The organism is Niastella soli (assembly GCF_017742245.1).
Lineage (GTDB): Bacteria > Bacteroidota > Bacteroidia > Chitinophagales > Chitinophagaceae > Niastella > Niastella soli.
Map to the genome: position 1 here is coordinate 882,687 of NZ_JAGHKO010000001.1, position 19,704 is coordinate 902,390.

The 19,704-nt window shown below is 43.8% G+C and carries 17 protein-coding genes; 10 read left to right on the forward strand and 7 right to left on the reverse strand.

What is annotated here, in order from left to right; all coding sequences use genetic code 11:
• Positions 1 to 24: 24 nt before the first annotated feature.
• From J7I42_RS35825 to J7I42_RS03405, 5 genes are all read right to left on the reverse strand, one after another.
• Positions 25 to 372, reverse strand: a complete 348-nt coding sequence (locus J7I42_RS35825; RefSeq protein WP_209137360.1) for a hypothetical protein — start codon at positions 370 to 372, stop codon at positions 25 to 27.
• A gap of 217 nt (positions 373 to 589) precedes the next feature.
• Positions 590 to 1,057, reverse strand: a complete 468-nt coding sequence (locus J7I42_RS03390) for a ferritin-like domain-containing protein (protein WP_209137361.1) — start codon at positions 1,055 to 1,057, stop codon at positions 590 to 592.
• A 1,462-nt stretch (positions 1,058 to 2,519) separates the two neighbouring features.
• On the reverse strand, positions 2,520 to 3,608 hold the full coding sequence (locus J7I42_RS03395; protein WP_209137362.1) for a DNA topoisomerase IB: 1,089 nt from the start codon (positions 3,606 to 3,608) through the stop codon (positions 2,520 to 2,522).
• 1 nt (position 3,609) lies between these two features.
• Positions 3,610 to 4,080, reverse strand: coding sequence for a low affinity iron permease family protein (locus J7I42_RS03400; RefSeq protein ID WP_209137363.1), 471 nt, complete (start codon positions 4,078 to 4,080; stop codon positions 3,610 to 3,612).
• A 196-nt stretch (positions 4,081 to 4,276) separates the two neighbouring features.
• The gene (locus J7I42_RS03405; protein WP_209137364.1) at positions 4,277 to 4,834 is read right to left on the reverse strand and encodes a YciE/YciF ferroxidase family protein; all 558 of its coding nucleotides are present in this window, start codon (positions 4,832 to 4,834) and stop codon (positions 4,277 to 4,279) included.
• Between the two features lie 261 nt (positions 4,835 to 5,095).
• Here J7I42_RS03405 and J7I42_RS03410 point away from each other — a divergent pair, with 261 nt between their 5' ends.
• Positions 5,096 to 5,611 carry a pyridoxamine 5'-phosphate oxidase family protein gene (locus tag J7I42_RS03410; RefSeq protein WP_209137365.1) on the forward strand — a complete coding sequence of 172 codons (516 nt, stop codon included), beginning with the start codon at positions 5,096 to 5,098 and terminating at the stop codon, positions 5,609 to 5,611.
• A 65-nt stretch (positions 5,612 to 5,676) separates the two neighbouring features.
• Here J7I42_RS03410 and J7I42_RS03415 read toward each other — a convergent pair whose 3' ends face one another.
• Positions 5,677 to 6,705 carry a helix-turn-helix transcriptional regulator gene (locus J7I42_RS03415; RefSeq protein WP_209137366.1) on the reverse strand — a complete coding sequence of 343 codons (1,029 nt, stop codon included), beginning with the start codon at positions 6,703 to 6,705 and terminating at the stop codon, positions 5,677 to 5,679.
• Positions 6,706 to 7,346: 641 nt separating this feature from the next.
• Between J7I42_RS03415 and J7I42_RS35280 the strand changes: the two genes are divergently transcribed.
• From J7I42_RS35280 to J7I42_RS03450, 8 genes are all read left to right on the forward strand, one after another.
• Positions 7,347 to 7,469 (forward strand): hypothetical protein, encoded by a 123-nt coding sequence (locus J7I42_RS35280; RefSeq protein WP_262898093.1) that lies wholly within the window; start codon positions 7,347 to 7,349, stop codon positions 7,467 to 7,469.
• Positions 7,470 to 7,819: 350 nt separating this feature from the next.
• A complete protein-coding gene (locus J7I42_RS03420; RefSeq protein ID WP_209137367.1) occupies positions 7,820 to 9,109 on the forward strand; it encodes a glycoside hydrolase family 5 protein in 1,290 nt (429 codons plus the stop codon).
• Positions 9,110 to 9,838: 729 nt separating this feature from the next.
• On the forward strand, positions 9,839 to 9,979 hold the full coding sequence (locus tag J7I42_RS03425; RefSeq protein WP_209137368.1) for a hypothetical protein: 141 nt from the start codon (positions 9,839 to 9,841) through the stop codon (positions 9,977 to 9,979).
• A 244-nt stretch (positions 9,980 to 10,223) separates the two neighbouring features.
• Complete coding sequence (locus tag J7I42_RS03430; protein WP_209137369.1) at positions 10,224 to 10,877, forward strand: kinetochore Spc7 family protein; 654 nt, start codon at positions 10,224 to 10,226, stop codon at positions 10,875 to 10,877.
• 11 nt (positions 10,878 to 10,888) lie between these two features.
• The gene (locus J7I42_RS03435; protein ID WP_209137370.1) at positions 10,889 to 11,884 is read left to right on the forward strand and encodes a hypothetical protein; all 996 of its coding nucleotides are present in this window, start codon (positions 10,889 to 10,891) and stop codon (positions 11,882 to 11,884) included.
• Positions 11,885 to 12,052: 168 nt separating this feature from the next.
• Positions 12,053 to 13,819: an OmpA family protein gene (locus tag J7I42_RS03440; protein ID WP_209137371.1), complete on the forward strand. Its 1,767-nt coding sequence runs from the start codon at positions 12,053 to 12,055 to the stop codon at positions 13,817 to 13,819.
• 103 nt (positions 13,820 to 13,922) lie between these two features.
• Positions 13,923 to 14,705, forward strand: coding sequence for an ABC transporter permease (locus tag J7I42_RS03445; RefSeq protein ID WP_209137372.1), 783 nt, complete (start codon positions 13,923 to 13,925; stop codon positions 14,703 to 14,705).
• A complete protein-coding gene (locus tag J7I42_RS03450; RefSeq protein WP_209137373.1) occupies positions 14,702 to 15,493 on the forward strand; it encodes an ABC transporter ATP-binding protein in 792 nt (263 codons plus the stop codon). The genes J7I42_RS03445 and J7I42_RS03450 overlap by 4 nt, the downstream gene beginning before the upstream one ends.
• Positions 15,494 to 15,738: 245 nt before the next feature.
• On the opposite strand, the gene J7I42_RS03455 is transcribed toward J7I42_RS03450, so the two are convergent.
• Positions 15,739 to 16,263 carry a hypothetical protein gene (locus tag J7I42_RS03455; protein ID WP_209137374.1) on the reverse strand — a complete coding sequence of 175 codons (525 nt, stop codon included), beginning with the start codon at positions 16,261 to 16,263 and terminating at the stop codon, positions 15,739 to 15,741.
• Positions 16,264 to 16,585: 322 nt separating this feature from the next.
• Between J7I42_RS03455 and J7I42_RS03460 the strand changes: the two genes are divergently transcribed.
• Positions 16,586 to 19,645 (forward strand): glycosyltransferase family 117 protein, encoded by a 3,060-nt coding sequence (locus J7I42_RS03460; protein WP_209137375.1) that lies wholly within the window; start codon positions 16,586 to 16,588, stop codon positions 19,643 to 19,645.
• The last annotated feature ends 59 nt before the right edge of the window (positions 19,646 to 19,704 follow it).

Sequence of the window (19,704 nt, forward strand, 5' to 3'; positions counted from 1 at the left end):
ATATATATAGTGGAAAAAGATTGATCAGTTGATCATCAATTTTTCATTCCTCGATTCCACATCCGCAATAAACTTAAATACGAATGGATCCGCCAGACTTCCACACCCATCGATCAGAGTCCCTTTTACTCCATCTACCGTTTCTATAACATATAATACTGCGCTATCGTGGGGATCAGAAAATCCTTCAAACCGGAATGAAGTGATCACTTTTACTTCATTGGGACTATATAACTTCCGGGAACTGGATGATTCCAGGCCTTCACGGGTAGCAATAAAATCCTCTTTGTAACCATCGTCTACTACCTTACTAAGGCATGATACCATGCTTTGGATGTAAGGAGTAGACCTGTTATAATCAGCTGCTTTCATACCCATTTATTTACTTGCATTATATTTATAAAATTGTTGCCAGCAGTTTTTCTTATGGTTTTCAACAAAAAGTGTATTTATTTCCCCACTTGTATATTAATTTTCAAATATATTTTCAACAATTTGGTGTAAAGTCAACATATAAACAAACAGGCCATCCCAATAAATCGGGACGGCCTGTGTTTTTGCTCTACAGTACTAAAGCCACTATTTTAAATTATTTTGTTATCTCATGCATATCTCTATACTTTTTGATCATATCATGTGCATTCCGCAATGATGATTTCTGGCTGGTAATTAATTGACGAACGTCCGTTGCCAAGGGTGCGTCAGAAGCCAGTGCATCCTCATAGGCACGTTGAGCAGCATCTTCGCCGTATTCACAGGAAGCCAGTAATGCATGGCGATCTTTTCCGGTGAACATATCCTTTACATTCATCCAGGCTCGATAGACCTTGCCAGTGGTAGTTGTACCAGTTGCAGGCTCACCTCCCAATCTGCCCACCTGTGCTGTTAATTCTATCGCGTTCTGACGGCTGTCATCCGCCATTCTTTCAAATATGGTACGAAGGTCAATGTCTACATTTTTTGTATCCTCTGCCGCTCTCATATAGCCAGCAGTACGATCGTTATTGATTCTGATCAGATCGTTCAGCACTTCAATTACGTCCTTATTTGTTGTCATATAGTTATAATTTAAGTTTATTAATAGTTCGCCGGCTTATAACGCAATTACCTGCACGCAATGTAACTATTGTAACCTGACCACATTTATCAGTGTAACAATGATACTGTAGTGCTTAAAAAATTATTCCGCTCTGTATTATAGCGCGATATGATGAAGCCAATTTTTAATTGGGAAATATAGTTCACAGTTCTTTATTCCTATTTCTATGTTCAGAGTTCAATGTTCAAATCGGGAATCAGCAGTCGGCAATGGGCAATCAATGTCGTGTAGTTAATGCTTGTTTATTAAGATCCCCTCCTGGGAGGGGAAGGGGTGGGTTTTTGTGTTTCGTTCGGGGCGAGGCACAAGGGCAATAGGCAATAGGCAATGGGCAATGGGCTAATACAAATCGGCAGACGGCAAACGGCAGACGTGAAACGTGAAACGGCAAACGTGAAAGGATTTCCGAAGTTCGGGCTTCGATTCGGCAGTCGGCAATCGGCAGTCGGCAATCGGCAATCAATGTCAGTTAATGCTTGTTTTTAAGATCCCCTCCTGGGAGGGGAAGGGGTGGGTTTTGTGTTTCATGCGGGGCGAGGCACAAGGGCAATGGGCAATAGGCAATGGGGAAATACAAATCGGCAAACGGCAGACGTGAAACGTGAAACGGCAAACGTGAAAGGATTTCCGAAGTTCGGGCTTCGATTCGGCAATCGGCAGTCGGCAATCGGCAATCAATGTCAGTTAATGCTTGTTTTTAAGATCCCCTCCTGGGAGGGGAAGGGGTGGGTTTTGTGTTTCATGCGGGGCGAGGCACAAGGGCAATTGGCAATAGGCTAATACAAATCGGCAGACGGGAATCGTGAAACGTGAAACGGCAAACGTGAAAGGATTTCCGAAGTTCGGGCTTCGATTCGGCAATCGGCAATCAATGTCGTTTAGTTAATGCTTGTTTTTAAGATCCCCTCCTGGGAGGGAAGGGGTGGGTTTTGTGTTTCATGCGGGGCGAGGCACAAGGGCAATTGGCAATAGGCAATGGGCAATGGGCTAATACAAATCGGCAGACGGCAAACGGCAGACGTGAAACGTGAAACGGCAAACGTGAAAGGATTTCCGAAGTTCGGGCCTCATGTCGAGAATCGGCAGTCAACCTTCTTCCTGATCAACTGGTCAACTGATCAACTTCCTACTACTTACCTCCCCCATATCCTCTCACCCGGCGGGCGATCCCGCCTACGCTGAAGCTTTGGCGGGCGAGCAAAAAAAAAACCCGATGTAGAAACATCGGGAGTCCTTGGTTAAGGCCTGATTTGTAGCGTAAGTTTATTATGAGTTTAAATAATCTGCTTTTTACCGCGCCTTTTCACTTTCCCTTTCGCTCTTTTCTTATGGCCGATTACATATATATTTTTATAAAAACTATGCCTAAAATTTTAAACGGGAACTATTTGCATCTGTAGAAAATACTTCCCAATCTCCGTTAACTTTTGTGGAATGACTGTAGAATTTTCATCAAAACCTGTTCATCGTCATGCAGACCAGGAGCGGGCTCTGTAGGGTCCTCCCCTGCCAGTGCTTTCAGATATTTATCCAGGCTACTCTGTTCGTATAGAGCTATCAGCCCTGGATGTACGTAGTATTTTTTACATACAGTGCGGGTATTCCCTAACTTTAGGCTCACTTCATCCAACGCAGCCACTATATTCTTCTTTTGCTCGGTTTGTGTAAGCGCTTCACCCATGGCCTGTAACGATCTTAACAGGTTAAGCGAACCCGCCCAGGTCCTAAAGTCTTTCGAGGTAAAATCCATACCCGTAGTTTCTTTTATATAACTGTTTATCATCCCCGAATCAACAGGGTGCTTGTTACCTCCTTCATCAAAATACTGAAACAACTCCGCTCCGGGTATTTCGCGGCAGTTCTTTACAATGTGGGCTAACCGTTTACTTTTGAGCGTTATGTTATGGCTCACTCCCTTTTTCCCTTTAAAGGAGAATTTAATAGTGTTGCCTGTAATGGCTACATGTTTGTCTTTCAGCGTAGTCAAGCCATGAGAGCCATATTGTTTTTCATATTCACCGCTGCCCACCCTTATGTAGGTGCGCTCCATTAAACTGATCACGGTAGCAATCACTTTCGAAGCCGATAACACTCTTTGGTCAAGATCAATCAAAATTTGTTTCCTTAATACCGGCAATGCTTTGCCAAATTCTACCATCCGGTGAAATTTGGTTTCGTTACGTAGCACCGACCACAAGGGATGATACCGGTATTGTTTTCGCTTCCGCAGGTCTAAACCGGTGGCCTGTATATGTCCGTTTGCCAGGGTACAGATCCATACCGATGTCCAGGAGGGCGGAATAGCCAGGCTGCGGATCCTTTGGATATCTTCCTGTTTCCGGATCACCTTGCCCCCGTATACATAGGAGTATCCCCTGCCTTTTTTTATTCGTGCAATGCCTGGTTTATTATCTGACACGTAAACCAGATCGGCCAGGCTGGCCGCTTTCGCATAATCCCTGTTTATTTTTAAATATTGCCTATGCGTCACATTTGCCAACTGCCCCATATCATTTCCCCGTTTTTTGTTGCTGTTTTAATTTATGGAGATTTTTCGCCTCATTTAATGAGTGAGAAATGTTAACTCCATTTTCCTTTTCAGCCAGCTCAGAAATGGTTATGTAGAACTCTTTGATCCTTTGTAGCTCTTCATCGGTTAGATCCTCAATATCTACCAAGCGGTTGCTTGCCCGCTCATGACTGGCTATCAACTCGTTTAATTTCAAATGAATAGCCACCGTGTCTTTATTCTGCGACTGTTGAATTATAAATACCATTAAAAAGGTGACAATGGTAGTTCCTGTGTTAATTACTAATTGCCAGGTATCTGAATAACCAAATATCGGCCCCGTAACAGCCCAGATGATCACTATCGATAGGGCGATCATAAAAGCCACGGGCGAACCGGTCACTTTGGTCACTTTATTCGACATCTTCTGGAATAACATAGATAGTATGTTCTTCTTTCTCGTTCTCGGCATAATTGTAAAATTTAGGAATCGTGTGAGTATTTGTGGACTTTGGTCAGGTAGGGACAAAAAAAAGTCAGGCCAAGAATGGCCCGACACCAGTAGACCTTAAAAAACCCCTAAATCTATAACCAGAACTAAAAAACTCATACCAGCCCCCTGCTTTTAGGGTAATTCGGGGTGGTTTTAATTAATTTCTAATTTGGCTCTAATCTTCCTCCCCTTCATTGCCTTCCTCCATCTGTTGTTCACCTTCCTCTTCCCGGGCTCCTTCTTCGTTAATGTTACCTTCGGCAATTTGGGTAAGCACCTGGTCGCAATTTTTCTCTTCAGCCAGGGTTTGCCCCAGCAGTTCGGCCACATCATTCAATCCAATGGTTTTGGCCAGTTGTACCAGGCTGCCATAAGTGGCAATTTCATAATGCTCAACTTTTTGGGCGGCCATAATAATAGCCGCATCGCGGGTAGCTGAGCCTTTTTGGGTTTCATTTATAATACTATGTGCTTCTTTGATCAGACCTTCCATCGCTTCGCATTTTTTTGCCCTGGCAGTTTCACCCATCATTTCAAAGGCTTCTTCTAACCTGCTTATGTGCTCCTGTGTTTCGGTCACATGTTCAGTTATAGCTTCTGCCAACTCTTCTGTGGTAGTGGCCCCTTGCATTTTGGGCAATTCCTTAACCAACGCCTTTTCTGCCCAGTAGATATCCTGTAACTGCTCAACAAAAAAATCTTTCAGTAATGAACTCTTATCCTTTTTACCCATGGACTCCGACGTTTTATTACTACTACTCCTGGAAGTTTTTGTCGCACCATGACTCTTTGAACTTCTACCTCTTTCCATAACGCATTGTTTTGTGGTGAAAAAAACGGATTCGTAATCGATTGATAAAAAAGGAATGCCACGATTGACAAAAGAGCTTAAAGCATGTGTAGAAAAAACTCTACGTGAATCGTGCTTGTTGGCCTTCTTGAAAGCAAACTTTAACTGGTATTTGTTTTGAACTTTAAACACTAAAACACACATATGAGATCCTCCAACAGTATACCTTTTCTACAGCATAAGATCCAGGGAATAGGAAGTGCGTTGTTTTATAATATGAGCGGAGGCGTGTTAAAGTTCCCTACAACCATAGTATCGATATTAAAAGTAGACGAACTGGCAAATATCTGGTTCTTCACCAACCGGCCTGAGCAGCATTTACAAGAGTTTGACCGCGAATTTTTAGCTGATATGCAGATCTACCGTAAGGGTAAAGGCTACTACCTGCAAATAACAGGCAAAGCCTATATTATAAATGATCCCGAAGAGTTAAACAGCCTTATTACTTTATCGGATGAAATAAAATCAAAAGCTTTTCAGGAAATGGTGTTGATCAAATTCAAGATCGGCAGCGCTAAGTATTATAGTTACCAACCCCGATTCACTTATAAACATAATTTCTTAGGACTTCTTAACCGGTGCTACAACTGGTTCTTTAAAGAACCAGCCCGACATGAACCGGCTGTATACAGACCCACCTTACCCAAGTTTGGGTTTTAGTAACAAAAAAACCCTACAAAGCTAAACGCTTCGCAGGGTTGTAAAAGCCGACTAAGGGGACGATGTTAATGCGAAAACGACGCGTTTTCAAGCTGCTTCTTCTTTATACTACCAGGAGAGCAGCCATGGTGCTTTTTAAATATTTCAATAAAATGGCTCACTTTTTCATACCCCATCAACTCTGCAATTTCATTTACAGAATAGGGTTTTTGTAACATGATCGTTCGTGCCATATCCATTTTCTTGTTTAGATAGTACTCATATACGCTTTTACCATAAATAAGCTTGAAATACCGCTTTAAAGTAGATTCACTTAGCGCCACCATTTTTGCGATCATGCTCATACGTGGTGGCATTTTCTGCAAGTGATCGAGTAGAATAGCCTCCGCCTTTTTTACCTTTTCATAATACAACTCAATATTACCGCTCGCTTTTTCCGTTGAGCTTGAGGTGAAAGACATAAAATCCTTTATCAGGTCGGTCCCCAGTGAAAAAACGGCAGTAGCATCCGCCCTGGGATCGTCTACTCTTTCTATCAGCTTACTAGTTAGCGTATTGGTTTTTAAATGAAAAGGTTCTACCAACACCGGCATTCCATTAACCTCCATGGCGTCGTCATTAAAATACCGGGCAATGCCCAGGTAACCGGGTTGTTGTTTAAGCCAGTACCCTGAAATAGAAAAATCGATCAGTTGCACAGGCAGTGCCGGATTCAATTGAAAACCTGCTGTTGCCGAGTCGGGCACCATGGCAAATCGCCTTTCCCGTACCTTATTAAATTGCTGATGTTGGTTAATATGTCGAAGCTCAACCGATTCATGAGTATGTATACATAATAGACTATACCCATTATTAGTAACGTATACAGGCAATGCTTCCTTAATAAATTCAATTGGTTTCAGCAGGTACAGGTCCCATACCCGCATATACAATCCCGCATCCAGGTGCCAGGTCCTAATTTTTCCCCGCCCTAAATCATTCGAGAACCTGATGAGCGTATGGGCTTCTTCCAGATCACCACCGGTTTCAAGCGCTAATCGTTTAAATTCATTTTCCCGGTCAATACTGTTTACTCGAATTGAATAGCTTTTCATGCTGCTAATGGTTTTGATTAAAACAAGATTCTTACATCGGAGAGTGTACAGCTATCAAACCAAGTATAAATCAACGACATTTATATAAGATATAAAACACCACTGACTCAATTATGAACACAAAAAAATATATGTATTTGCTTCACTGAGAAGAAACCTTCATTATCTGTAAGCATTTTCCCTTACCCCTTACTTCCCATTGCAATATTTAATTGATCTATATCAAATAAACCGGAGGCACACCCTAACGACACTAAGTATTTGTTGACCCAATTCAGGTATTCTTTGAATTAATAGGGGTAATAGCAACACCACATTCCCTATATTTTTACATTAACAACGAACATTGATCCGGATGACCACAACCTTCCAATATTTTCAGAAAAGCTTGCAGACATTAATCTCAATAAGAATGAATTCCAATATTTCTCATCTCCATTAATCAACCGCACACGCACAAAATCTACTAACCATATTTCGCCTGACTGATACAGCCAGGTGGTAAAAAGCGTTTAGCAACTCGAATAGGAAATAAGACCGGTGAGCACGGCTGGCAATTTTAGCGCTACTATTAAAAGCCGCACCGGTTTTTATTTCCGCTACCGGTTAATAACATTGACTGATCCCGCCAGCACTTTCTGGTGAACACGAGCATGCCAGGCGATGGGGCATTAACGGTGACCATTGAACCTGCTACCGGTCTCCGGCCCCGCCTGCCTGGCAGTAATCGCTGGCGGCTAAACGAAAACACCTACTGGCTGTAATTACACAATGTGAAAAACCATTTAACATTACCCGATACAGCCAAACAAAAAACCTTATGCAGACTGCCTCCATGACATTCACCCTTTATTTTACAGTGCTAATTGATTAAAATCAATGTCGAAATTATTGTTTGCCTGCATTTATACGTGCAATATAAAGCCCGCTTCGTGTGGGCTTTATGTTTGTCACCAGGTGTATACACTTTCTTACCTGTAATATTGATCGATGTTAGTATCACAGATCATCAAACGAAGTTAACCTGACGGTTTGGCAACAGCCGGGAAAGAAGGGAATTAAATTTGCTGAACAGTTGTTTGATCATTATTTTTTTTGGCATCAAACATGTAATATGAGTTATTCTTTAATTGTAGCGGAAAATCTTACACACTTTTTAAATCCTTGGGAGGTAGCGAATATGAAAACAGGCCTGAATCGCCGGGCATTCCTACGGAATGCCGGGCTGGCTGCTGCGAGTACAATTATAGGATGCTCTAAAGTAGTACCTGAAATTGCAGCGCTAACAAAAAAGAATAACATCGGTGACTCTACTACTACAAGTACCATTACCGACAACAGTGACATCTCCTTACTTAACAAATTGCCCAAATGGAAGGGGTTCAATATCCCTGATTATTTTCAGCCCGATCCCGAGTATGTTGGCGGTAATACGCCAGAGGAGTTTTTTAAATGGGTAGCCGACTGGGGGTTCGACTTTATTCGCATGCCGGTTGCCTATCCTACGTATTTGAATATAAAGGCGCATCAGAAATACATCAATGCCGACGATGTATATAAGATAGATGAGAGCAAGGCAAATCAGATAGAGAAAACCATTTACCTGGCGCAAAAGTATGGTTTACACGTAAGTCTAAATTTGCATCGTGCACCCGGCTTTTGTGTAAGCAACGGTTACCACGAACCTTATAATCTATGGAAGCAGAAAGATGCGCAGGATGCATTTAATTATCACTGGAGCTTCTGGGCAAAACGGTTCAAAAATGTGTCAACCCAAAAGATCAGCTTCGATCTGGTGAATGAACCCTGTTACCGGGAAGATGTGAATGACACCAATTCAAAAACCACGGCTGTACCCGGCGCTACTTATCGCGCCGTAGCCCAGGCAGCCGCTTTGGCCATTCGTAAAGAGAATCCAAAATTTTATGTGATTGCCGATGGTAACATGGGCGGTACCGATCCCGTTTCAGAACTCATCGATCTCAACATTGCACAAAGCTGCCGGGGTTATGTACCATATGAGATCTCACACTACAAAGCCCCCTGGGTATTTCCCGACCCCGCCTATCAGCCTAAACCTGTATGGCCTGGCGATATGGGCGGCAATTATTACAGCAAGGCAACTATGGAGGAATACTACAAACCCTGGATTGACCTGGCAAAAAAAGGAGTAGGCGTGCATTGCGGTGAATGTGGTTGCTGGAAAGAAACCCCGCACAATGTGTTCCTCGCCTGGTTTGGCGATGTGCTCGACATTCTTGCTTCAAACGGAATTGGCTTTGCCTTGTGGGAACTGAAAGGCGATTTCGGTCTTCTGAATTCAAACCGGTCAGATATACAATATGAAAACTGGTATGGATATAAGCTCGACAGAAAATTGCTGACCATGCTGCAGAGTAAATAAGGTCTTTTATAGTTACCCGGAAGTGCTGTTGCTTCCGGGTAATTTTTTTTGGCAATGGACAATGGGCAATCTCCGACTAATAGCCAGACTCGCATCTGGCAGACGGCAAAGTTTTAAGCCTAAGATGGCCCTAAGAATAGCCTAAGAATACCGTAGGTACACCCCAGGATATATGGTATCCTCAAGGTTCACCAATGTGGCGCTGCTTAATCGATTGACATTCAGAGAAATACTTAGACTATGGAGTTATATACAATTAATAATCAACCACTTTTGAATTGCCAGTTATAGCATAGCCTGGAGAATTTTCGATCTCTTATACGCAGAAACTCAACCACTTACCCCGCATTAGGCGCTTTTACCCATTTATACTACCGATCATCATACATACTTTACCGGCTGGCAAACAAAAGTTGCCGCTCGTGTCGGATTTTCTAAACGAAATGTTAACGCCCATATAACTTTGACTTGTCTAAACAAACAGGAGAACATTCTCCACTAACATGAACAAGGTTATAGAACTCCGTTTCTTCATCTACCGTCAACGAGTAAAACCACCAGCAATCCGCCAATTTTAATCAAGCGTTTTTGGCTCACTGAATGAACCATACTCAGGCACTTACATATATGCAAGCGCCGGGGAAGTGTTACGTTTTTGCCATGCTCAATTCTCAAACGATGAAATTAAAATGTTGGCTCAGTCCGTTACTTGGTGTAATAATTCTGCTAATGGTACGACAGATGTTATACGATGAAATGCAAAATGAGCAATCACAGTCAGTAATACCCGCAGCAAGAGAAAAGAAAAAGCCGGAGATCAATCCTCCTATGGCCGGTACCCTTATTATCAGGGACACACTGCCCTTCTGAATTACTTTCAGTTAAGCTAACAAGGCAGACGATATAACAAAATGACATAACAGTTCAACTGTTATGGGTGACCGCTCGCGGACATTCCTGAACAGACTTAAACTCTCCGATAAATCGGGGGGACTGGAAGTGGCTTGACCAAAGCCAGCCATTATCAAATTATTTCCTCTATCAAACACTTCCGTTAAGGCGGGAGCAGGGGAAGTTTTGCGCTCATACAAACCACTTAAACACATATACAACTATGGCCAACTTAGGAAAGAAAATTTTGTCTGCGTTTGTGGAGGTAAACGACGACAAAAAACCGGAAACGGAAAAGCAACCATCTAATAAAGAAGGATTGCCCAAAACAGAACCAGTACCAACTGTCTCCAGTACAACTGCTAACACCAGTTATACAACAACGGCTAACAGCAGTAAGTTCAAAGAATACTTTGAAAAATTGTTTCGCGAAGCCAACCTGCCCGGCCCTGACTACTTCGAATACAGTAAGATGTTAGAAGCCATGCAGGCAGTACCAGATGAACAGGTACGGTTCATCACAGCCTTTGCGGGTTTAAGCGTACAGGGGCTCGACAAACAAAAACTGATGTCGACCGCTGCGCAATACCTGCAATTGCTGGAAACCGATGCCCAGAATTTCCACAATACTGTTGACGCTGCTTTACAAGAAAAGGTAGTGGAAAAGAAACGGCAGATGGAAGAAAAAGAAAAACGCATTCAACAACTGACGCAGGAAATAAGCGCGTTGCAAAACGACTTATTAAATACGCAGGCAGAAATAAAAGAGAATGAAGCAAAGATCGAGGCCAATACGGGTGGCTACAAGCTGGAAAGCGAGGCCATGAAAAACCGTATAACCCGTGACATAGAAAAAATTAAAAACTATATACAATAAACCAACGAAACATGATAAACGCGATTCAAAAAGCAAAAACACCTGGCTGGTTCTCTGAACCCAAGAACATAGCCACCACCGTAATAGCTGTATCCTTATTTGCAGGTCTGGCATATGGGTTCCTGACCTATGTATTGCCCTGGCTGGTAACCGTAACCTGGAACCTGGTGAACCTGGTTATTGGCGGTGTGATCCTTGGCTTTTTGCTGATGATCGTAACCAATAAAAAATTCTGGCGGGCATTGAAGTACCTGTCTGAATTTATTGCCAACTACACCATTGGCATTGCTATTGAGCTGAACCCGTTCGCCATTTTGCAAGCCAAAATTGAACAGGGTTATAAGGACAGGAACACCTTATATCAACAGGCCGCCAAACTAAAAGGCAAACAAAGTGAGCTGGTAGACAAACTGAGCGACAAAGAAAAAGAGTTGCAGTTGAACGTACAAAAAGTAAAGATCCTGCAAGCCGAACAAGGAAAAGGTAGTCGTCAGGTTGATCTGTATGCCAACAATGTGTTGCGTTGCCGGGAGTACATCGACAATGTATCGCCCATAGTAGGCGACCTGAACAAACTGATAAAATTTGCCGATGCCGCCTATGAAGAGAGTGGTATTATGCTCGAAGATGCGAAGCTCGATCTGGAAGCCAAGAAAGACCTGTACTATTCAGTAACGACCGGTTTATCGGCCGTTACAAGCGCCATGAAAGCCTTCAAGGGCGACGATGAACTGAACCAGGACGCCGAAAAAGCCCTGGCCATATTGAAGGTACAGATAGGTGAAAAGATCGGCCACATTAAATCGGCCATAGATGTCACCTCGCGCTTCATGGATGACAAGGTGCTGGAAGATAAAGCCAAATCGGCCCAGGCTATTGAACTCATTAATCAGTTCAATATGGACAACGACTTTAACTACACCCAGAACGCGCTGGATAAAAATAGTGATAACGGTAAGTTGAAAGGAATAAATACACCTGACAGGTATAGGGGGTTGTTGGACTAGCTGATCAGTTGACAGCCTGCCCGACGTGTCGGAGGGAAGAAGGCCGTTTCACGACCGCTGAAGCCGCCAACCGGCGGCGAAGCGAACTGCCGATTGCCGATTCACTATCACGTACCTTATGAAAAGCCAAACAAAACAATTTAAACAACTATAAACTATAATTAGAAAATGGCACTCAAATTAAAACCCGCTGGTAAAGTATTGATCATCGCTGCAGTAGTAGCAACAGGTATTTTAGCAGTGAGGTGGTATCAAAACCGGCCGAAAGATGTAAACGGCTCCATTGAAGTAGGTAAAGTAGCCCTGCCTGATGCACCCGAAGCGTCTTTACAAGGCAATGCAGTTCAATTACCATTACCTGGTGATGAACAGGCCGTGAACGGCGGTACATCAATTACCTGGGAACGCATGGCCTGGAACAGCCAGTTCAGCGGTATGTATGCTAACGGTGGCGTTCGTACAACAAAAGGTTCTTTGTTCGACAAGGCGCACCTCGATGTGACATACATCCGTCAGGACGACTGTAACAAACAAATGGCCGACCTGGTAAAATTTGCCAACGATTATAAAAGCAACCCGAATGCTACAGGTGTATTGATCACCTTCATGGGCGACGGTATGCCGGCCTTTATGACCTCGCTCGCCAAAGAGCTGGAACCTTTAGGCCCCGAATACCAACCCATTATTATACCAGTCACCCACGGTAAATCATTTGGTGAAGACCAGGTGATGGGTCCGCTGTCCTGGAAACAGGACCCTAAGAACGCGCTGGGTAAATGTGTGGCCGGTGTACTGCGCGACGGTGACATCAATATTCTCTTAAAATGGGCCGGTGACAACGGGTTAAAAGTAAACCCCGACGAAACCACCTACGACGGCAATGCCATTAACCTTATTGCCGCCAACGACTTCCTGGATGCGCCTAACAAGTACATCACCGGTTATACTGAAAAAAGGAAACTGATCGTAAATGGTAAAACCACCGGAACCGACACCACTGTTGGTGTTGATGCGGTAGCCACCTGGACACCCGGTGACGTAAACGTCGCCACTAAAAAGGGTGGTCTGGTATCTGTCGCCAGCACCAAACAGTACGCATCGCAAATGAGTAACCAAACCATTGCCATTAAAAGATGGGCGAATGATCACCGTACCGATATCGAGAACATGATCATTGCCCTGGCACAGGCAGGCGACCAGGTACGTTCGTTCAACGAAGCCAAAAAGTTTGCGGCTGAAGTGAGCACCAAACTGTACCAGGAACAAAATGCCGATTATTGGTTGAAGTACTTTAATGGCATTGAAGAAAAAGACATTCAGGGTCTGAAGGTGAATTTGGGTGGCTCTGCCGTCTTCAACCTGAACGATATGGCCAATACCTATGGGTTAGGCGATGATAAAGTTGACCGGTATAAAGCAGTGTACAACACCTTCGGTAACCTGATGGTGAAAATGTACCCGACCATACTGCCCAGCTTTTTACCATACGAAAAAGCCGTTGACAAATCGTTCCTGTTCAGCGTGATCTCTAACCACCCTGATTTATTACAGGGTAAGGCTATTGAAGCGAAATATGCCGAACAGATCACGGAAGCCGTATCATCCAAATCGTACAAGATCGAGTTTGAGACTGGCTCTGCCAACATCAAATCAGGTTCGTACAAATTGCTGGATGAAATATTCGAATCGGCTGTAGTAGCGGAAGGTTTGAAACTGGGGGTATATGGCCACACCGATAACCAGGGTAGCGACGACGTGAACGTTCCTTTGTCACACAAGAGAGCGGAATCAGTTAAAAGCTACCTGTTGAAAAAAGGGTTGAAACAAAACCAGATCGAAGCCAAAGGTTATGGTTCGGAAAAACCCATAGCCGATAACAGTACCGAATCTGGCAGAAGCAAGAACCGCCGGGTAGAAATTGTGTTGGGTCAATAACGAGTAGTGTTAGCTATCAGTAATAAATGCCGTGTTATGGGGTTGCAGCCATAACACGGCTTATTTAAACAGTTCAAACCGCAACCAACCAACCAAAGAAAAAATGAAAAAGCTTATTCAACCATTTGCTACCATCAACAAGCAAACATTTATGATCATGGTGGCGGTACAGGTGGTTATTACGCTGTTGCTATGGCAGGTATTGTCAGATGGCTTGATACCCAAACCAGGTAAAGTTGCCAGTGCTTTTATAAACCTGCTGGGCACCAAACTATTCCTCGACAATATGCTGGTAAGCCTGCTGCTTACTTTAAAAGCCATGTTGTACAGCATATTGATCACCCTGTTGTTTGCTTATTTATCCGTATTGCCCTTTTTTAAAAGTGTGGCCCTGTTCATAGTGAAATGCCGGTATTTGACACTTACGGGTTTGATATTCATTTTCACGCTTCTTACAAAAGATGGCAGCGAGCTTAAATTATCCTTACTGGTATTTGGCATCGTTCCTTTCTTTGTAACCTCGTTCCTGGCGGTGATCATCAACATTAACCCCCAGGAATATGAACTGTGTAAAACACTGGGTTATAACAACTGGCAAACTTTGTATGAAGTGATCATCGTTGGTAAGGCCGACCAGGTATTCGAGATCCTGCGCCAGAACTTCGCTATCTCGTGGTTAATGATCACCATGGTAGAAGGACTGAGCATGAGTGAAGGTGGTATTGGTACCCTGCTGATAAAATACAATAAGTACAACGACCTTACCAATGTACTGGCCTTACAGCTGGCCATATTTATGATCGGTTTATGTTTCGACTATTTACTGGGAACCCTCAGACACTGGTTGTTCCCTTATAGCAAGTTAAAAACAGCAAAAGCAAAATGACAGAATGTATTAAAGCAGAAGTAGTATTACAGGCTAACAATGTGCAGCTTACATACGACCGGCCTATTCTGCGTGACATAAATTTTTGTATCAAGAATATCATCCGTCCTGGTGTAGAACAGGGGCAGGTGGTATCATTGATCGGTAGAAGCGGTATTGGTAAAACCCAGTTGTTCAAAATATTATCTGGATTGCAAGCCCCTACCGCCGGACAAATAACCATCCACGACAATAAACCGGTAAAGGCCGGTGACATGGGTGTTATTTTCCAGAACTATTATTTGTTTGAATGGCGCACCGTTTATCAATCGTTGTTACTGGCCGCCAAAAAGAACAAAAAACTGGCGGGCAAGGAAAAACAAACCATTGACCAGTATGCAGAACAGTTTCAACTGACCGGGCATTTGAACCTTTACCCGCAACAATTATCGGGCGGACAGCGTCAACGGGTAAGTATCATGCAACAACTTTTAAAGGGTTCTGATTTTATTTTACTGGATGAACCCTTCAGTGGCCTTGATGTATGTATGCTTGACAAAGCGGTGGAACTGTTACTGCAGGTTTCGTTGTCTGATGAGTTAAAAACCCTCATCATTGTTTCGCACGACATAGAGAACAGCGTAGCTATTTCCGACACCGTGTATATTTTAGGTAATGAACCGGGCAAAGAAGGTGCTACTATCAAAAAAGAAATTGACCTGATTGAACGTGATCTGGCGTGGCAGAAAAACATTAAACACGAAAAGCGTTTCTTAGAGACTATTGAAGAAATTAAAGGCTGTTTATAATCGGACTGGCACCGTTGATAGGGTTGACAATGTTGATAAAGGGGACCTAAAGTTTAAATTGAGCACGATTACTCGTATATAGGCACCCCGCTGAGGGGGGCGCCAGATTGAGGGGGGAGACGCAGATGATATAAAATACTGAAAGCCGGCACACGTTACTAATTTTTAGTAACTGTCCTTCCGGCTTTCTATTGTTTACTCGGCCTACGGCTTGCTGTATTACTGGTTAACTGGTCAACTTTTTACTACAACCCAAACCTCCATCCCGCTTTAAAAGCCCACCACGAAGCATATCCTGCAGACTCGCCCCGTGAGAACCCATCATACGCCACCCCTACTTCAAACGGGCCTAACTTTACGCCCGCACCTACATCGCCGCTAAAGCGGGAAGATGAGGCATTATTGGTTTTATCTTTTATATGGGCCACCCCGGCATCGACATGTATGAATAATAAATTAGCTGGTAAAAAATATCTGCGTAATCCCAGTTTCATTGGAACATAGATAATATTACCCAGCTCTTTTGTCTTTGCATCAAAAACGGTGTACCCTAATGTGCCGGTTAAAAACGTCTTTGTGCCGAAGCCAATGCCGGCACCCGCTTCCCCTCCCAATCCAAAATTGTAATCGTTCTTGAAACCGGTTTGCACCGGTGAAGCATATTGACCGTGCGCAAACAGGAAAAACAGCTTTTGTGCCTGGGCGCCATTATAGCTACCGGCAATCAGCACCATGGCTATTACCATTAAACCACGAAAAGCAAATTTCATATGGGGAGTTTGTATGCAACAGCTGAAGAAAAATCTATGCCATTGTAAATAGTGTATATGTTTGTTTATTCACATATCACCCTTCAGGCCGTTTCTGGAAATTATTAACGTTTCTATAGGACAATGATCACACCTCCGAAAATGGTATTGTAAAAATATATTCGAAATTTAAGGTTCTGTTAAGGCATTGAAACAGAAAGGCACTTTGAAATTACCAGATCAGGAAAGGGATTAAAGTAAATATAACATCCGGTCCATTGCCGGATGATGACTGTGTATTCTATAAACTCATATATATGTCATCAACTTTAAATCCATTACAATGAATTTCAACAAAGTGAACAACCTGGCGGGATGGGTGGTATGTGCCATAGCCTGTACCGTTTATCTGCTAACGATGGAACCAACCGTTAGCTTATGGGATTGCGGGGAATTTATATCAACTGCCTATACTATCGGCATTCCTCACCCTCCGGGTGCTCCGCTCTTTATTCTGATTGCCCGGTTCTTTATCATCCTGTTTGGTAACAACCCGCACAACGCCGCCGTTGCCGTTAACAGCATGAGTGCTATTGCCAGCGGATTTACCATTTTGTTCCTATTCTGGACCATCACTCACTTTGCGAGAAAGCTGGTACAAAAAAATGAGGAGCCGCTTACCCGGCAATCTATATTTATTATTATCAGTGCAGGAACAGTAGGCGCATTGGCTTATACCTTCTCCGATTCATTCTGGTTCAGTGCTGTTGAAGGTGAGGTATATGCCCTTTCCTCCTTCTTCACAGCCCTGGTGTTCTGGGCCATATTAAAATGGGAACGGCAGGCCCACCAACCGGGCGCCGACAAATGGCTTGTATTCATTTTTTATATGATGGGGCTTTCCATTGGGGTTCACCTGTTGAACCTGTTAACCATACCGGCCATCATCATGGTGTATTATTTCAAACGGTTTAAGGTAACAAAGCGGAATACCCTGCTGGCCTTTTTAATAGGTTGCGCCATCACCCTGTTTGTCATGAAGTTCATTATTGTATACACCATAAAAAGCGCTGGCGCCTTTGACATTTACTTCACCAATGAATTGGGCATGCCTTTCTTTGCTGGCTTTACTTGCTTCTTTATACTAATAGCCGGCACTATTGCCTGGGGTATACGATTAGCCAATAAAAGAAAGCTGAAGTATTTGACAATTGGCTTGTGGAGCTGCGCCTTTATGTTGCTCGGTTACTCAACCTATCTCACCACCATGATCCGTTCGAACGCCAACCCCGGAGTTGACATGTACAATATTGATAACCCCATTAACCTGGAAGGTTATCTGAGCCGGGAAAAATATGGCGACTGGCCTATTGCTTATGGACCCGACTTTACAGAGAAAACACCTTACGCCAAAGCAGGCGATCAATATGTAAGAGGCAACAAAAAATATGAAGTAGCAGGCAGCCGCTATATTCAAAATTGGAGCGGCGCTCCGGGCGCGCACCTGTTCCCCCGCATGTACGATGCCAGCAATGAACGCGGGCAAATAGACTGTTACCGCCAGTTTGCCGGATTGGAGGTTGACGAAACCCCCAACATGGCCGATAACCTGAGATACTTTACCCGGTATCAGGCCGGCTGGATGTACATGCGCTATTTCATGTGGAATTTTGCCGGTCGCCAAAACGACCTGCAGGGATTTGGCAACCCACGCGACAGTAATTTCATTAGCGGCATTTCATTTCTTGATAATGCACTGTATGGCAATCAGCAAAAAATGCCCGATACGGCCCATGTTGGTAACAAAGCCTACAACCGGTTGTATATGCTCCCATTACTGTTGGGTGTTGCCGGATTGTTCTATCAGCTAAAAAGAAATCGCCGCGACGGGCTGGTTAATGGCTTATTATTCCTGGTCACGGGATTGGCCATCGTTGTATTTCTAAACCAGGCCGGGTATCAACCCCGGGAACGGGACTATGCGTTTGTGGGTTCGTTCTATGCATTTAGTATCTGGATCGGTTTAGGCGTACTTTGGTTGAAACAGCTTTTAGAGAAAGCAACTAAGGCACCAGTGGCAGCTTACCTGGCAGCCAGTCTTTGTTTACTGGCTGTTCCGGTATTAATGGCGCAGCAGGAATGGGACGATCATGACCGAAGCCAGAAAACACTGGCCCTCGACCTCGCAAAGAATTACCTGGAAAGCTGTCCACCCAATGCCATATTATTTACAGCCGAAGACAACGACTCCTATGCCCTGTGGTACGCCCAGGAAGTGGAAGGCATTCGAAAAGATGTGCGCGTAGTGGTTAGCACCCTTATTGGTACCGACTGGGGCTTTGACCAGTTGCGCTATAAAGTGAATAAAAGCGCGCCCTTCAACGTAGTATTCACGCCCGAACAGGTGGCCGGTGATAAACTTAATGTAGTTTACTACTCGCAAATGCCCGGGTACGAAAAAGACAAATACTATGACCTGTACGACATACTTAAAAACGTAGTAGGCAGCGATGATCAGCGGTTCACCTCTGCTTCAGAGGATGGAGATATCTATCATTTATTCCCTACCCAAAAGTTCAGCGTGCTGGTTGATATAAAAATGGCAACCGCGAGTGGGGCCATACAACCTGGTGAAAAAGCAGTTGACGCCTTACACATTGACCTGAATAATAAAAACTATCTTTTCAAGAATGACCTCGCCATGCTAGCGGTAATTGCCGCCAATCAATGGAAACGGCCGATCTGTTTCGCCAACCTCGGCACGGCGCAAGACCTGGGTCTGGATAAATACACCCGGTTGAATGGCCTCGCCTACCAACTGGTGCCTGTTGAAAATACCGGAGTGGACCTTACTGTAGCTTATAACAACATCATGCAAAAATTTGGGTATGGCCACGCCAATAGAAAAAGTGTGTATTTTGATGAAGAGAACCGCCGCCGGATGAACACTATTAAAATGGCGCATGCCCAAATAGCCCGCAGCCTGGCACAAGCTGGCAGAAAAGAAGAAGCCAGAAAAGTTTTGCATCGCTATGATGACCATGTGAATGAAGCCAATGTACCGTATGGCATGACAACCAATCGGGGTAACCTCCATAACATCTTCTCACTTCAGTTCCTGGAAGCCTGTTACCTGGCTGATGATCTTCCACTGGCCAACAAAGTGGCGGCCTCCCTGAAGAAAGACCTGCAACAACAAATGCGGTATTATAAAGCCCTCGGCGATGGTACTTATAGCGAAGAGCAACTGATAAACAATGCCTGGTTACTATCTCAGGGCAAAGCAGCTGACCTGCCATTCAGACAGGCTTCCTTTGCACAGGATATTATTTCGAGTTACCAGCTATTAAATCAGATAGAAAAATGGGAGCAGGAGTTTGCACCCAAACGTGGGATTTTATAATTAATGAACCTCAGCAAAATAAAAAGAGCCATTCCGGTTTAGCGGGATGGCTCTTTATT

Excerpts from the sequence above, each read along its gene's own strand:
- J7I42_RS35825 (WP_209137360.1), bottom strand. The coding sequence starts at position 372 with ATGAAAGCAGCTGATTATAACAGGTCTACTCCTTACATCCAAAGCATG.
- J7I42_RS03390 (WP_209137361.1), bottom strand. The coding sequence starts at position 1,057 with ATGACAACAAATAAGGACGTAATTGAAGTGCTGAACGATCTGATCAGA.
- J7I42_RS03395 (WP_209137362.1), bottom strand. The coding sequence starts at position 3,608 with ATGGGGCAGTTGGCAAATGTGACGCATAGGCAATATTTAAAAATAAAC.
- J7I42_RS03400 (WP_209137363.1), bottom strand. The coding sequence starts at position 4,080 with ATGCCGAGAACGAGAAAGAAGAACATACTATCTATGTTATTCCAGAAG.
- J7I42_RS03405 (WP_209137364.1), bottom strand. The coding sequence starts at position 4,834 with ATGGGTAAAAAGGATAAGAGTTCATTACTGAAAGATTTTTTTGTTGAG.
- J7I42_RS03410 (WP_209137365.1), top strand. The coding sequence starts at position 5,096 with ATGAGATCCTCCAACAGTATACCTTTTCTACAGCATAAGATCCAGGGA.
- J7I42_RS03415 (WP_209137366.1), bottom strand. The coding sequence starts at position 6,705 with ATGAAAAGCTATTCAATTCGAGTAAACAGTATTGACCGGGAAAATGAA.
- J7I42_RS03420 (WP_209137367.1), top strand. The coding sequence starts at position 7,820 with ATGAGTTATTCTTTAATTGTAGCGGAAAATCTTACACACTTTTTAAAT.
- J7I42_RS03425 (WP_209137368.1), top strand. The coding sequence starts at position 9,839 with ATGGTACGACAGATGTTATACGATGAAATGCAAAATGAGCAATCACAG.
- J7I42_RS03430 (WP_209137369.1), top strand. The coding sequence starts at position 10,224 with ATGGCCAACTTAGGAAAGAAAATTTTGTCTGCGTTTGTGGAGGTAAAC.
- J7I42_RS03435 (WP_209137370.1), top strand. The coding sequence starts at position 10,889 with ATGATAAACGCGATTCAAAAAGCAAAAACACCTGGCTGGTTCTCTGAA.
- J7I42_RS03440 (WP_209137371.1), top strand. The coding sequence starts at position 12,053 with ATGGCACTCAAATTAAAACCCGCTGGTAAAGTATTGATCATCGCTGCA.
- J7I42_RS03445 (WP_209137372.1), top strand. The coding sequence starts at position 13,923 with ATGAAAAAGCTTATTCAACCATTTGCTACCATCAACAAGCAAACATTT.
- J7I42_RS03450 (WP_209137373.1), top strand. The coding sequence starts at position 14,702 with ATGACAGAATGTATTAAAGCAGAAGTAGTATTACAGGCTAACAATGTG.
- J7I42_RS03455 (WP_209137374.1), bottom strand. The coding sequence starts at position 16,263 with ATGAAATTTGCTTTTCGTGGTTTAATGGTAATAGCCATGGTGCTGATT.
- J7I42_RS03460 (WP_209137375.1), top strand. The coding sequence starts at position 16,586 with ATGAATTTCAACAAAGTGAACAACCTGGCGGGATGGGTGGTATGTGCC.